Origin of the sequence: Pseudomonas sp. P97.38 (assembly GCF_001269745.1) — a bacterium.
Classification (GTDB): Bacteria; Pseudomonadota; Gammaproteobacteria; order Pseudomonadales; family Pseudomonadaceae; genus Aquipseudomonas; species Aquipseudomonas chlororaphis_E.
The window spans coordinates 1-14561 of the sequence record NZ_LHVJ01000032.1 but is presented as its reverse complement, the minus strand read 5'-3'; the positions used below and the strand labels follow the sequence as shown (position 1 = coordinate 14561).

General features: G+C 61.1%; 11 protein-coding genes. All 11 read left to right on the top strand.

Annotated features, from left to right (window positions below):
• Positions 1 to 94: 94 nt before the first annotated feature.
• The 11 genes from AD664_RS25830 (at position 95) to AD664_RS25780 (ending at position 14213) form a co-directional block, all read left to right on the top strand.
• The gene (locus tag AD664_RS25830; RefSeq protein ID WP_053151281.1) at positions 95 to 2920 is read left to right on the top strand and encodes an LPS-assembly protein LptD; all 2826 of its coding nucleotides are present in this window, start codon (positions 95 to 97) and stop codon (positions 2918 to 2920) included.
• Positions 2901 to 4217: a peptidylprolyl isomerase SurA gene (surA, locus tag AD664_RS25825; protein ID WP_157061609.1), complete on the top strand. Its 1317-nt coding sequence runs from the start codon at positions 2901 to 2903 to the stop codon at positions 4215 to 4217. The genes AD664_RS25830 and surA overlap by 20 nt, the downstream gene beginning before the upstream one ends.
• Positions 4214 to 5203, top strand: coding sequence for a 4-hydroxythreonine-4-phosphate dehydrogenase PdxA (gene pdxA / locus AD664_RS25820; protein ID WP_053151274.1), 990 nt, complete (start codon positions 4214 to 4216; stop codon positions 5201 to 5203). Before surA ends, pdxA begins: the two co-directional genes overlap by 4 nt.
• Complete coding sequence (gene rsmA / locus AD664_RS25815; protein WP_053151272.1) at positions 5200 to 6018, top strand: 16S rRNA (adenine(1518)-N(6)/adenine(1519)-N(6))-dimethyltransferase RsmA; 819 nt, start codon at positions 5200 to 5202, stop codon at positions 6016 to 6018. The genes pdxA and rsmA overlap by 4 nt, the downstream gene beginning before the upstream one ends.
• 113 nt (positions 6019 to 6131) lie before the next feature.
• Entirely contained in the window at positions 6132 to 6512 is a 381-nt protein-coding gene (gene apaG / locus AD664_RS25810) for a Co2+/Mg2+ efflux protein ApaG (protein WP_053151268.1), read from the top strand.
• Complete coding sequence (locus AD664_RS25805; protein ID WP_053151266.1) at positions 6512 to 7387, top strand: symmetrical bis(5'-nucleosyl)-tetraphosphatase; 876 nt, start codon at positions 6512 to 6514, stop codon at positions 7385 to 7387. Before apaG ends, AD664_RS25805 begins: the two co-directional genes overlap by 1 nt.
• A gap of 31 nt (positions 7388 to 7418) precedes the next feature.
• The gene (glpE, locus tag AD664_RS25800; protein ID WP_053151264.1) at positions 7419 to 7748 is read left to right on the top strand and encodes a thiosulfate sulfurtransferase GlpE; all 330 of its coding nucleotides are present in this window, start codon (positions 7419 to 7421) and stop codon (positions 7746 to 7748) included.
• 300 nt (positions 7749 to 8048) lie between these two features.
• On the top strand, positions 8049 to 9971 hold the full coding sequence (locus tag AD664_RS25795; RefSeq protein WP_042730372.1) for a PrkA family serine protein kinase: 1923 nt from the start codon (positions 8049 to 8051) through the stop codon (positions 9969 to 9971).
• 117 nt (positions 9972 to 10088) lie between these two features.
• Positions 10089 to 11360, top strand: coding sequence for a YeaH/YhbH family protein (locus AD664_RS25790; protein ID WP_003206179.1), 1272 nt, complete (start codon positions 10089 to 10091; stop codon positions 11358 to 11360).
• Complete coding sequence (locus tag AD664_RS25785; protein ID WP_053151262.1) at positions 11357 to 12922, top strand: SpoVR family protein; 1566 nt, start codon at positions 11357 to 11359, stop codon at positions 12920 to 12922. Before AD664_RS25790 ends, AD664_RS25785 begins: the two co-directional genes overlap by 4 nt.
• A 64-nt stretch (positions 12923 to 12986) precedes the next feature.
• On the top strand, positions 12987 to 14213 hold the full coding sequence (locus tag AD664_RS25780; protein WP_053151260.1) for a multifunctional CCA addition/repair protein: 1227 nt from the start codon (positions 12987 to 12989) through the stop codon (positions 14211 to 14213).
• The last annotated feature ends 348 nt before the right edge of the window (positions 14214 to 14561 follow it).

Here is a 14561-nt window from a genome sequence, read left to right as displayed (position 1 = left end):
TCATGCTTTATTATCCAGCATCTTTTTCAGACCATCGAGAGGCGTGCGGCCCACACCGCGGGCAGATGGCACGCAGGAAGCCCGGACTAATAAGATGGCATTGAAATCCCCCGCGTTTCGTAAAAAATTTCCGTTGCTGGTCACCGGCAGTCTGCTGGCCCTGCAACCCCTGGCCTCTTCATTCGTCGTCGCGGCGCAGCAGTATGACTGCTCCGTCTCCGCTTCGGGTGCCTGGGACTGTGCACCGAAGACACCGGCCGCGGCCTTGCCGCCGCGTCCCGTGCATGACGGCAGTGCCGTTTCTTCCAGCAGCGATGCGCCGGCCGAAAGCGGCTCGGTCGAACAGGCCGGTGAAAAACCGATGCTTGTCACCGAAGCCAAGGGCCGCGGCCTGAAGTCGCGCAGTGAAGACTACAGCCACCTGGACTGGGTTCCACGGGAGAACCTCACCCCGGCGCAATTGGCTGAAACCGGCCCCTATTGCTCCGGCGCCTATATCGAACCGTCTCGCCCTGGCATGAACGACAAGACCGCCAAGAGCGACGCTCCGACCTTCCTCGGCGCCAAGGCTTCGCGCTATGAGCAGGAACAGCAGGTGGCGACCCTGGCCGGTGACGTGGTCATGCGCCAGGGCAGCATGCAGGTCGAGGCCGACGAGGCCAGCCTGTACCAGGCCGAGAACCGTGGCGAGCTGAGCGGCAACGTGCGTGTTCGCGACAACGGTGCACTGATCGTCGGCGACCACGCCGATGTGCAGCTGGACACCGGCGAAGCCAAGGTCGACAACGCCGAATACGTGATGCACAAATCACGCATCCGCGGTAACGCCCTGTACGCCAAGCGCGCCGAGAACGCGATCATCCGCCTCAAGGACGGCACGTACACCACGTGCGAACCGAACAGCAACGCCTGGACGCTCAAGGGCAACAACATCACCCTGAACCCGGCCACCGGCTTCGGTACCGCGACCAACGTGACCCTGCGGGTCAAGGACTTCCCGGTCCTGTACACACCGTACATTTATTTCCCGATCGACGACCGTCGCCAGTCCGGCTTCCTGCCGCCGACCATCGGCAGCGGCAGCGACACCGGCTTCCTGCTGGTCACCCCGTACTACTTCAACCTGGCGCCGAACTACGACGCCACGTTGTACCCGCGCTACATGAGCAAGCGCGGCCTGTTGATGGAAGGCGAATTCCGCTACTTGACCAAGTCCAGCGAAGGTCAGTTCGGTGCCGCCTACCTCAACGACGAAGACGACGATCGCAGCAAGCAGACCGACTACAGCAAGACCCGCTACATGTACAACTGGCAGCACAAGGGCGGCCTGGACTCGCGTGTGTCGACCGAAGTCGACTACACCAAGATCAGCGACCCCTACTACTTCCAGGACTTGCAGACCGACCAGATCGGTGTCGAGTCCAGGGATTACGTGAACCAGCAGGGTGCGGTCAGCTACCGGGGTGACACGTTTACGACACGTTTGAATGTCCAGGCCTATCAGATGGCCACGGTCTCCAACATCACGCCGTATGATCGCCTGCCGCAGATCACCTTCAATGGTGCGTTGCCGCAGCATCCGGGTGGTCTGGACTTTGCGTATAACACTGAGTTCGTAAGGTTTGATCGGGATCTTAGAAAGGGCAAATACCTCGATAAAGACGGCGGCCCAGTTGACCCTGTCAGTGGAATAGCCGGAACGGATTTCCTGGATACTCATGTATTTGGGCTTGCCCGCGCGACCGGCGACCGGATGAACCTGGCCCCGATAGTCAGCCTCCCGATGAACGCAAGCTATGGTTTCATCAAGCCATCGCTCAAGTACCAGTACACCCGTTACGATCTGGACCTGGATAACCAGGGCAAAGCCGATATCGCCAACCAAGGCGCCGAAGGCGACCGCCTGAACGGCACCTACAGCCGCAACCAGAGCCGTGGTGTTCCAATTGCCAGCATCGACAGCGGGCTGTACTTCGACCGGGACACCCAGTGGTTTGGCAAGAACTACCGTCAGACCCTGGAACCGCGCCTGTTCTACCTGTATGTGCCGGAGAAGGACCAGAGCGACATTCCGGTCTTCGACACCGGCGAAAGCACCTTCAGCTACTCGTCGCTGTTCCGGGATAACCGCTTCAGCGGCTCCGACCGTGTCGGCGACGAAAACAAGTTGTCCCTGGGCGTGACCAACCGCTGGATCCAGGAAGACGGCTTCGAGCGTCAACGCATCAGCGTAGGCCAGGCTTTCTACTTCAAGGATCGCGAGGTCCAACTGCCGGGCATCGACTTCAGGACGCGTGAAGATGCGCACTCCAATGTTTCGCCTTACGCACTGGAATACGAATACCGCTGGAACCGCGACTGGCGCACCACGGCCGATTACAACTGGGACCCGGATACCCACAGCCCGCGCTCGGGCAGTGCGATGTTCCACTACCAGCCGGAAGACAACCCGAACAAGGTCATCAATGCCGGTTACCGCTATCGCAACGATCAGGTCCGCTACGATCAGACCACCGGCCGATGGCAAGTGGGCGGCGGCGACTACGGCACGCCAGGCCAGCCTGGCTACGTGAAGGACTACTACAAGATCAAGCAGCACGACTTCTCGGTCATCTGGCCGATCGTGCCACAGTGGAACGCGATCAGCCGTTGGCAGTATGACTACAACCGCAATCGTACCCTGGAAGCCTTTGGTGGTTTCGAATACGACAACTGCTGCTGGAAACTGCGCCTGATCAACCGTTACTGGGTCGACTATGAAGAATTCAGTCAAGCCGCCCCTGAAAACGAAAAAGGCGACCACGGCGTCTTCCTCCAAATTGTTCTGAAGGGACTCGGCGGCCTCACCGGCGCCAAGGTAGAGAGCTTCCTCGACAAAGGCATCCAAGGTTATCGTGAACGTGAAGACCAAGCTTTCTGATTGTCTGCGCCCGCTGATGCTGGGCGCATTGTTCCTGGGTACCGCGGCCAACGCCGCGGTTCAATCCATCGACAAAGTGGTGGCCATCGTCGACAACGACGTGGTCATGCAGAGCCAACTGGACCAACGTGTCCATGAAGTACAGCAAACCATCGCCAAGCGCGGTGGCGGCCTGCCACCTCCGGGCGTGCTGGACCAACAAGTGCTGGAGCGCCTGATCGTCGAGAACCTGCAACTGCAGATCGGCGAACGCTCCGGTATCCGCATCACCGATGAAGAGCTGAACCAGGCTGTCGGCACCATTGCCCAGCGCAACAACATGAGCCTGGAGCAATTCCGCGCCGCCCTGGCCCGTGACGGTCTCTCCTACGAGGACGCCCGCGACCAGATCCGTCGCGAGATGATCATCAGCCGCGTGCGCCAGCGCCGCGTGGCCGAGCGCATCCAGGTGTCCGAGCAGGAAGTGAAGAACTTCCTCGCCTCCGACCTGGGCAAGATGCAGCTGTCCGAAGAACTGCACCTGGCCAACATCCTGATCCCGACCCCGGAAAGCGCCAACTCCGAAGCCATTCAGAGTGCTTACCGCCAGGCCATGGACGTTTACCAGCAACTCAAGCAAGGCGCTGACTTCGGCCAGATGGCCGTCGCCCGCTCCGGCAGCGAAAACGCCCTGGAAGGCGGCGACATGGGCTGGCGCAAGCCTGCTCAACTGCCACCACCGTTCGACCGTGAGCTGAGCGCCATGGCCGTCGGCGACATCACCCAGCCAGCACGTACGCCCGGCGGTTTCATCATCCTCAAGGTGTTGGAAAAACGCGGTGGCGGCACCCAGGTTCGTGACGAAGTGCATGTCCGCCACATCCTGATCAAGCCAAGCGAGATTCGCAGCGAAGCCGAGACCAAGCGTCTGGCGGAGAAACTCTACGACCGCATCGAAGCGGGCGAAGATTTCGCCGAGCTGGCCAAGAGCTTCTCGGAAGACCCGGGTTCGGCCCTCAATGGCGGCGACCTCAACTGGGTCGATCCGAACGCCTTGGTGCCCGAGTTCCGCCAGGTCATGGCCGAGACGCCGCAAGGCCAACTGTCCAAGCCGTTCAAGAGCCCCTATGGCTGGCACGTGCTGGAAGTCCTTGGCCGCCGCGCCACCGACAGCACCAGCCAGGCCCGTGAACAGCAGGCAATGACCGTGCTGCGCAACCGCAAATACGACGAAGAGCTGCAAACCTGGCTGCGTCAGATTCGCGACGAAGCCTATGTCGAGATCAAACTCCCTGGTGCAGACCAGGCAGCGCAGTGAAACCCAAGCGTTTCGCGCTGACCCCCGGCGAGCCTGCCGGCATCGGTCCCGACCTGTGCCTGCTGCTCGCCTCGCAGCCCCAGCCACACCCCCTGATTGCCATCACCAGCCGCGACCTGCTCCTTGAGCGGGCCGCGCAACTGGGGGTGGTCGTCGACCTGTTGCCGGTGACGCCGCAGGCCTGGCCGGACGTGCCGGCGCCCGCCAACAGCCTGTATGTCTGGGACACGCCGCTGGGCGCCCCGGTCATCACCGGCCAGTTGGAAAAAGCCAACGCCGCCTTTGTCCTGCAAACCCTGACCCGCGCCGGCCAAGGCTGCCTGGACGGGGATTTCGCCGGCATGATCACGGCCCCGGTGCACAAGGGCGTGATCAACGAATCAGGCATCGCCTTTTCCGGCCATACCGAATTTTTGGCAGACCTGACCCACACCGCGCAAGTGGTGATGATGCTCGCGACCCGCGGCCTGCGCGTGGCCCTGGTGACCACTCACCTGCCCCTGCGGGATATCGCCGATGCCATCACCGCCGAACGCCTGGAGCGGGTCACGCGCATCCTGCACGCTGACCTGCAGGAAAAATTCGGCATCGCCCGGCCACGCATCCTCGTCTGCGGGCTCAACCCCCACGCCGGCGAAGGCGGACACCTGGGTCGTGAAGAAATCGACATCATAGAACCCACATTGGAACGCCTGCGCGGCGAGGGCATGAATCTGCATGGCCCGCTGCCGGCCGACACTCTGTTTACCCCCAAATATCTGGAGCACTGCGACGCAGTGCTGGCGATGTACCACGACCAGGGCCTGCCGGTGCTGAAGTACAAAGGCTTCGGCGCTGCGGTCAACGTGACCCTGGGCTTGCCGATCATCCGCACCTCCGTGGACCACGGCACCGCCCTGGACCTGGCCGGCAGCGGCAAGATCGACACCGGCAGCCTGCAAGTCGCGCTGGAAACCGCCTACCAGATGGCCGAGACCCATTTATGACCGAGCAATACCAACACCGCGCGCGCAAGCGCTTCGGCCAGAACTTCCTGCACGACGCCGGCGTGATCGATCGCATCCTGCGCTCCATCAATGCCAAGCCCGACGATCGCATGCTGGAAATCGGCCCGGGCCAGGGCGCCCTGACCGAAGGCCTGCTGGGCAGCGGCGCGCAACTCGACGTGGTGGAACTGGACAAGGACCTGGTGCCGATCCTCAACCAGCAGTTCGCCAGCAAGAGCAATTTCAGCCTGCACCAGGGCGACGCGCTGAAGTTCGACTTCAATAGCCTGAACGCCGCGCCGAACAGCCTGCGGGTGGTGGGTAACCTGCCGTACAACATCTCCACACCGCTGATCTTCCACCTGCTGAGCAACGCCGGCCTGATCCGCGACATGCACTTCATGTTGCAGAAAGAAGTGGTCGAGCGCCTGGCCGCAGGGCCTGGAGGTGGCGATTGGGGCCGGCTGTCGATCATGGTCCAGTACCATTGCCGGGTCGAACACCTGTTCAACGTCGGCCCAGGGGCATTCAACCCGCCGCCGAAAGTCGATTCGGCCATTGTCCGCCTGGTCCCGCACGCTGTCCTGCCGCACCCGGCCAAGGACCATCGCCTGCTTGAGCGGGTGGTGCGCGAAGCGTTCAACCAGCGCCGCAAAACCCTGCGCAATACCTTGAAACTGTTGCTCAGCAGCGCCGAAATCGAAGCCGCCGGCGTCGACGGCAGCCTGCGGCCCGAGCAGTTGGACCTGGCGGCTTTCGTGCGCCTTGCCGACAAGCTCAGCGAACAGGTCGCCTCCAAAGCCGATGCCAGCTAACGGACGATGAGCGCTATCGGGTGGGACGCCGCTCTGGCCTACTACCCGATACTTGGCCTAGACTGACCCCCTCAGTCACGCCCGCGTCCCGCTTCGTTTTTAAGGCCTCTTGCATGTCCGATCCTCGTTACCAGGTCGACGTCAGCGTCACCACCCGCTTCCTGGCAGAACAATCGCAACCCGAGCACAACCGTTTTGCCTTCGCCTACACCATCACCGTGCGCAATAACGGCTCGCTAGCGGCCAGGCTGCTGTCGCGGCATTGGGTCATCACCGACGGCGACGGCCATGTCGAGGAAGTCCGTGGCGAGGGCGTGGTCGGCCAGCAACCGCTGATCGACGCCGGCAAGAGCCACAACTACAGCAGCGGCACCGTGATGACGACTCGCGTCGGCACCATGCAAGGCACCTACCAGATGCTCGCCGAAGACGGCCAGCGCTTCGATGCCATCATCAAGCCCTTTCGCCTGGCGGTGCCCGGAGCCCTGCACTGATGGCCACTTATGCGGTGGGTGACCTGCAAGGTTGCCTCGACCCGCTCAAGTGCCTGCTGGAACGGGTTGCGTTCGACCCCCAGAAAGACACGCTGTGGCTGGTGGGCGACCTGGTCAACCGCGGCCCGCAATCGCTCGAAACGCTGCGCTTTCTCTACAGCATCCGCCAGTCGCTGGTGTGCGTGCTCGGCAACCACGACCTGCACTTGCTGGCGGCCTGGCAGAACATCGAGCGGTTGAAAAAATCCGACACCCTGGGCGAAATACTCGCAGCGCCCGATTGCGTCGAATTGCTGGAGTGGCTGCGCCTGCAAAAGCTCATGCACTATGACGAGCAGCGCAACCTGGCGTTGGTCCATGCCGGGCTTGCGCCCCAGTGGTCCCTGCGCAAGGCGCTCAAGTGCGCCGCCGAAGTCGAGCAAGCGTTGCGCGACGACAACTTGTTCGGTCCCTACCTCGACGGCATGTACGGCAACGAGCCGGTCAAGTGGGACAATGATCTCACCGGGGCAGCCCGCCTGCGGGTCATCACCAACTACTTCACCCGCATGCGGTTCTGCACCGCCGAAGGCAAGCTCGACCTCAAGGGCAAGGAAGGCGTCGAGACGGCGCCTCCCGGCTACGCGCCCTGGTTCAAGCACAAGACGCGCAAGACCCGGAACCTGAAGATCATCTTCGGCCACTGGGCGGCGCTGGAAGGCCAATGCGACGAACCCGGCGTCTACGCGCTCGACACAGGGTGCGTATGGGGCGGCGCGATGACCCTGATGAATGTCGACACCGGCGAACAACTGCGTTGCGATTGCGACGACCAGGGCCACGCCACAACCCACCTTCCGACCACCGCATCACAGCCAGCCGGCGCGGCCCCATGACCAGCGCCAGGCCGGGCCACAGGAGTTCCCCATGACCGAATTCAAACGCATCCCCCCGGAACAGGCCCAGGCCCTGCGCGAGCAAGGCGCGGTGGTCGTCGATGTCCGTGACCCTGCCACCTTTGCCGCGCTGCACATCAGCGGCTCCCGGCATCTGGACAACCATTCCATCGCCGACTTCATCCGCGGCGCCGACCTCGACGCGCCGACCGTGGTGGTCTGCTACCACGGCAACTCCAGCCAGAGCGCAGCCGCCTATCTGGTCAGCCAGGGCTTCAGTGACGTCTACAGCCTGGACGGTGGTTTCGAGTTATGGCGTGCGACTTTTCCGACAGAAACGACACACGACACCCACGAATAATTTTTTATCTCGCCAGAGCCCGCGTGATCCGCGGGCTTGAGCGGTGGCGGACGAACGGTCAGCCATAACTAATTACGTATTGCGCCTTTACCTTTCCCATTCCGAACTATCCTTAGCCTCAGGCCATCCAAAACAGGGGAGAGCCGGTACACCGGCGCGCGGGTAATCGGGAGTAAGCTTTCAGGAAGCCTGCATGCCTGGAAGCATTCTGGGGGGTAAACGGCCACTGGGTTCCCAGCGGCTGTCCAGCAACGACTGATTGATCCGACACCGGCTCCACGTATCGAGCGAGGTGACGTCATGAGTATTTTTAGCCACTTCCAGCAACGTTTCGAGTCCACGCGGCAGGAGGAATACTCGCTGCAGGAATACCTCGAACTCTGCAAGCAGGACCGCAGCGCCTACGTATCGGCTGCGGAGCGTCTGTTGCTGGCAATCGGAGAACCGGAACTGCTGGACACCTCGACCAACTCGAGGCTCTCGCGAATCTTCTCCAACAAGGTGATTCGCCGCTATCCAGCCTTTGCAGACTTCCACGGGATGGAAGAATGCATCGAGCAGATCGTGTCCTATTTCCGCCACGCCGCCCAAGGCCTGGAAGAAAAGAAACAGATTCTTTACCTGCTCGGCCCCGTAGGTGGCGGTAAATCGTCCCTGGCCGAGAAACTCAAGCAATTGATGGAAAAGGTGCCCTTCTACGCCATCAAGGGCTCGCCGGTGTTCGAATCGCCCCTGGGGCTGTTCAATGCCACCGAGGACGGCGCCATCCTCGAGGAAGACTTCGGCATCCCACGCCGCTACCTCAATACCATCATGTCGCCATGGGCCACCAAGCGCCTGGCCGAATTCGGCGGCGACATCAGCCAGTTCCGGGTGGTCAAGCTCTATCCCTCGATCCTTAACCAGATCGCGGTGGCCAAGACCGAGCCGGGCGATGAAAACAACCAGGACATTTCGGCGCTGGTCGGCAAGGTCGATATCCGCAAGCTGGAAGAATTCCCGCAGAACGACGCCGACGCCTACAGCTACTCAGGCGCACTGTGCCGGGCCAACCAGGGCCTGATGGAATTCGTCGAGATGTTCAAGGCGCCCATCAAGGTCCTGCACCCGCTGCTCACCGCCACCCAGGAAGGCAACTACAACAGCACCGAGGGCCTGGGGGCGATTCCGTTTACCGGCATCCTGTTGGCCCACTCCAACGAATCGGAATGGCACACCTTCCGCAACAACAAGAACAACGAGGCCTTCATCGACCGGATCTACATCGTCAAGGTGCCGTACTGCCTGCGGGTGACCGATGAGGTGAAGATCTACGACAAGCTGCTGTTCAACAGCTCGCTGTCCAAGGCCCATTGCGCCCCCGACACCTTGAAGATGCTGGCCCAGTTCACGGTGCTGTCGCGCCTCAAGGAACCGGAGAACTCCAACATCTACTCCAAGATGCGCGTGTACGACGGTGAAAACCTCAAGGACACCGATCCAAAGGCCAAGTCGATCCAGGAATACCGCGACAATGCGGGCGTCGACGAAGGGATGAACGGGCTCTCCACGCGCTTCGCGTTCAAGATCCTCTCCAAGGTCTTCAACTTCGATCCCCACGAGATCGCCGCCAACCCGGTCCACCTGCTGTACGTGCTGGAACAGCAGATCGAACAGGAGCAGTTCCAGGCCGAAACCCGCGAGCGCTACCTGCGCTTCCTCAAGGAATACCTGGCGCCGCGCTACATCGAGTTCATCGGCAAGGAAATCCAGACCGCATACCTGGAGTCCTACAGCGAGTATGGCCAGAACATCTTCGACCGCTACGTGCTGTATGCGGACTTCTGGATCCAGGACCAGGAATATCGCGACCCGGAAACCGGCGAGATCCTCAACCGCGTCGCCCTGAACGAGGAGCTGGAGAAAATCGAAAAACCGGCCGGCATCAGCAATCCGAAGGATTTCCGCAACGAGATCGTCAACTTCGTACTGCGCGCCCGGGCCAACAACAATGGCAAGAACCCCACCTGGCTCAGCTATGAGAAGCTGCGGGTGGTTATCGAGAAGAAAATGTTCTCCAACACCGAGGACTTGCTGCCGGTCATCAGCTTCAACGCCAAGGCCAGCAAGGAGGACCAGCAAAAACACAACGACTTCGTCACACGCATGGTCGAACGTGGCTACACCGACAAACAGGTACGGCTGCTCTCCGAGTGGTACCTGCGGGTCCGCAAATCGCAATAGAACAGCTGCAAGCTGCAAGCTACAAGTTGCAAGAAAAAGCGCGTCAGCCCCGGCAAGTGGGTGACTGCTTCTACTTGGAGCTTGTAGCTCATCACTTGAAGCTGCCCGGAGGGGCCTATGAGCTATGTGATCGACCGACGCCTTAACGGCAAGAACAAGAGCACGGTGAACCGCCAGCGGTTTCTACGGCGCTACCGTGACCACATCAAGAAGGCCGTCGAAGAGGCGGTCAGCCGGCGTTCCATTACCGACATGGAACACGGCGAGCAGATCAGCATCCCCGGTCGCGACATCGATGAACCGGTGCTTCACCACGGCCGTGGTGGCAAGCAGACCGTCGTGCACCCCGGCAACAAGGAATTCACCAGCGGCGAGCACATCCCCCGGCCACAGGGCGGTGGTGGCGGCAAGGGGCCCGGCAAGGCGGGCAATTCCGGCGAAGGCATGGATGAGTTCGTGTTCCAGATCACCCAGGAGGAATTCCTGGAGTTCATGTTCGAGGACCTGGAACTGCCCAACCTGGTCAAGCGCAACCTGACCGGCACCGACACCTTCAAGACCGTGCGCGCCGGTATCAGTAACGAAGGCAATCCATCGCGCATCAACATCATCCGCACCCTGCGCTCCGCCCACGCCCGGCGCATCGCCCTGTCGGGCAGCAGCCGCGCCAAGCTGCGCGAAGCCAAGGAAGAGCTGGCCCGCCTGAAGCGCGAGGAGCCGGACAACTTCGGCGACATCCAGGACCTGGAAGCGGAAATCGAGAAACTCAGTGCGCGCATCCACCGCGTGCCGTTCCTCGACACCTTCGACCTCAAGTACAACCTGTTGGTGAAACAGCCCAATCCCAGCTCCAAGGCCGTGATGTTCTGCCTGATGGACGTGTCCGGCTCCATGACCCAGGCCACCAAGGACATCGCCAAGCGTTTCTTCATCCTGTTGTACCTGTTCCTGAAGCGCAACTACGACAAGATCGACGTAGTGTTCATCCGCCACCACACCAGCGCCCGGGAAGTCGACGAGGAAGAATTCTTCTATTCCAGGGAAACCGGCGGCACCATCGTTTCCAGCGCCCTGAAGCTGATGCAGGAAATCATGGCCGAACGCTACCCGGCCAACGAATGGAACATCTACGCGGCCCAGGCGTCGGACGGCGACAACTGGAACGACGATTCGCCGATCTGCCGCGACATCCTGATCAACCAGATCATGCCGTTCGTCCAGTACTACACCTATGTGGAAATCACGCCACGGGAACACCAGGCCTTGTGGTATGAATACGAACGGATTGCCGAAGCGTTTTCCGACACATTTGCCCAACAGCAACTGGTCTCGGCCGGGGATATCTACCCGGTCTTCCGTGAACTCTTCCAGCGCAGGTTAGTGACATGACCGCCAAAAAAGAGCAGAAGCGCCAGCCCATCTCCACCGGCTCCGAATGGACGTTCGAGCTGATCCAGGCCTACGACCGCGAAATCAGCCGTATCGCGGACCGCTACGCCCTCGACACCTACCCGAACCAGATCGAGGTGATCACCGCCGAGCAGATGATGGACGCCTACGCGTCGGTCGGCATGCCGCTGGGTTATCACCACTGGTCCTACGGCAAGCATTTCCTCAGCACCGAGAAGTCCTACAGCCGGGGCCAGATGGGGTTGGCCTATGAAATCGTGATCAACTCCGACCCGTGCATCGCCTATCTGATGGAAGAAAACACCATCTGCATGCAGGCACTGGTGGTGGCCCATGCCTGCTATGGGCACAACAGCTTCTTCAAGGGCAACTACCTGTTCCGCACCTGGACCGACGCCAGCTCCATCATCGATTACCTGGTGTTTGCCAAGCAGTACATCATGCAATGCGAGGAGCGCCACGGCATCGATGCCGTCGAAGACCTGCTGGATTCCTGCCACGCCCTGATGAACTACGGCGTGGACCGCTACAAGCGCCCTTATCCGATTTCCGCCGAAGAAGAACGCCGGCGCCAGAAGGATCGCGAAGAGCACTTACAGAAGCAGATCAACGACCTGTGGCGCACCATTCCCAAGGGCGCGGACAAATACAACGAGAAGGACAATGCACGGTTTCCTGCCGAGCCCCAGGAGAACATCCTCTATTTCATTGAAAAACACGCGCCGCTGCTGGAGCCGTGGCAGCGGGAAATCGTGCGAATCGTGCGCAAGATTGCCCAGTACTTTTATCCACAACGCCAGACCCAGGTCATGAACGAAGGCTGGGCGACCTTCTGGCACTACACGCTGATGAACGACCTGTACGATGAAGGCCTGGTCACCGACGGCTTCATGATGGAGTTCCTGACGTCCCACACCAGCGTAGTGTTCCAGCCCGGTTTCGACAGCCCGTACTACAGCGGCATCAACCCTTATGCCCTGGGTTTCGCCATGTACCGCGACATCCGGCGCATGTGCGAGGACCCTACCGAAGAAGATCGCCGCTGGTTCCCCGAAATTGCCGGCGCGGACTGGCTGTCCACCATCAAGTTCGCCATGAGCAGCTTCAAGGATGAGAGTTTCATCCTGCAGTACCTCTCGCCCAAGGTGATCCGCGACCTGAAACTGTTCAGCATCCTCGATGACGACCAGAAGGACGACCTGCTGGTGCCGGCCATCCACGACGAAAGCGGCTATCGCATCATCCGCGAAACCCTGGCCGCCCAATACAACCTGGGCAATCGCGAACCCAACGTGCAGATCTACAGCATCGACCGCCGTGGCGATCGCTCCCTGACCCTGCGACACCAGGCCCACAATCGCAAACCGCTGGGCGATTCCACCGACGAGGTGCTCAAGCACTTGCACCGCCTCTGGGGCTTCGACATTCACTTGGAAACCCTGCAGGGCGACCAAGTGATGAAAACCCATCACGTGCCGCCCCGAAACGAACAGGGCGAAGGGGACTATGGCCGCCTGGACCTGGCCGTCGTCCATCTCTGATCCCGTTTTCGCCTCCGGAAGTCCGACGTAAAGGGTTATCCTGTCGGGCCAACGGAGGTTTTTTATGCAGATCTACAAAGTCGGCGGCGCGGTGCGCGACCGCTTGCTGGGCATTCCCGTCACTGACGTCGACCGAGTCGTGGTAGGGGCCACTGCCGATGAAATGCTCGCCAGGGGGTTTCGCCCCGTGGGAGCCGATTTTCCGGTGTTCCTCGACCCGAAGACGGGCGAGGAATACGCCCTCGCCCGCACCGAGCGCAAGAGCGGCCGGGGCTACGGCGGCTTCGTGTTCCATGCCAGTCCCGAGGTCACCCTCGAAGAAGACCTGATCCGCAGGGACTTGACGATCAACGCCATGGCCGAGGATGACCACGGCAACCTGACCGATCCATACCACGGCCAGCAAGACCTTGAAGCCCGCATACTGCGCCACGTTTCCCCCGCATTCGCCGAAGATCCGCTCCGTGTCCTGCGCGTCGCCCGCTTTGCCGCGCGATACGCGCCGCTGGGTTTCAAAGTGGCGGAGCAGACCCTCGGGCTGATGCGCCAGCTCAGCGAATCCGGAGAGCTCGAAGCGTTGACGCCCGAGCGCAGCTGGAAGGAAATTTCCCGGGCACTCATGGAAGACCAACCACAGGTGTTCATCCAGGTACTACGCGACTGCACCGCCCTCAAGGTCTTGATGCCCGAAGTCGATGCGCTGTTCGGCGTCCCCCAGCCCGAAGCCCATCACCCGGAAATCGACACCGGCATCCACACCCTGGGCGTGCTGGAGCAGGCCGCCCGTCACAGCCAACCGCTGACCGTGCGCTGGGCTTGCCTGCTCCATGACCTGGGGAAAGGCCTGACACCCGAACACGAATGGCCGCGCCACATCGCCCATGAACACAAGGGACTGAAGCTGATCAAGGCCGTCAACGAGCGCTTCAAGGTGCCGCGCGACTGCCAGGAACTGGCGCTATTGGTGGGGCAATATCACACCCACGGTCATCGCGCGCTGGAGTTGAAGGCATCCACGCTGCTCGAACTGCTGCAAAGCTTTGATGTGTACCGTCGGCCCCAGCGCTTTGAAGAGTTCATTGCGGCCTGCGAGATGGACGCGCGAGGACGCAAAGGGTTTGAGCAGCGCAGTTATCCACAGGCTGACTATCTGCGAGGGGCCGCGGCGGCGGCTCGCGGGGTGGCGGTCCAGCCCTTGCTGGAAAAAGGCTTCAAGGGCCCGGAACTGGGCGAGGCGATCAAGCGCGAGCGGCTCAGGACGTTGAAGGCGTACAAGGACGCGGCGAGCTGAGGGAAGTGGTGTATCAGTTGAATCTCTAGCAGATGTACGCCGCCATCGCGAGCAAGCCCGCTTGTGTCTGAGTAAGGGAATAAACTCTGGGGTGAGAGGGGTAGATGGCAAGCTGTGAGTCCGCGGTGCTTGAAGCACGAGTGGGAGCAAAGCTGCCATCTACCTTTCTACTCTGGCCCATAAGCCCGAACAGTTGTACGAGCGGCACTCGAATCACAAGCGTGGGCAAAGCCAGAGCACTCTCATTTCTGAGTGTAAGAGGGTTTTGCCATGATTTCCTGGGTCGGTATCGATATATCCAAATCAAATCTCGTCGTTTGGGTTCGACCACAGAACCAAGGCTATGAG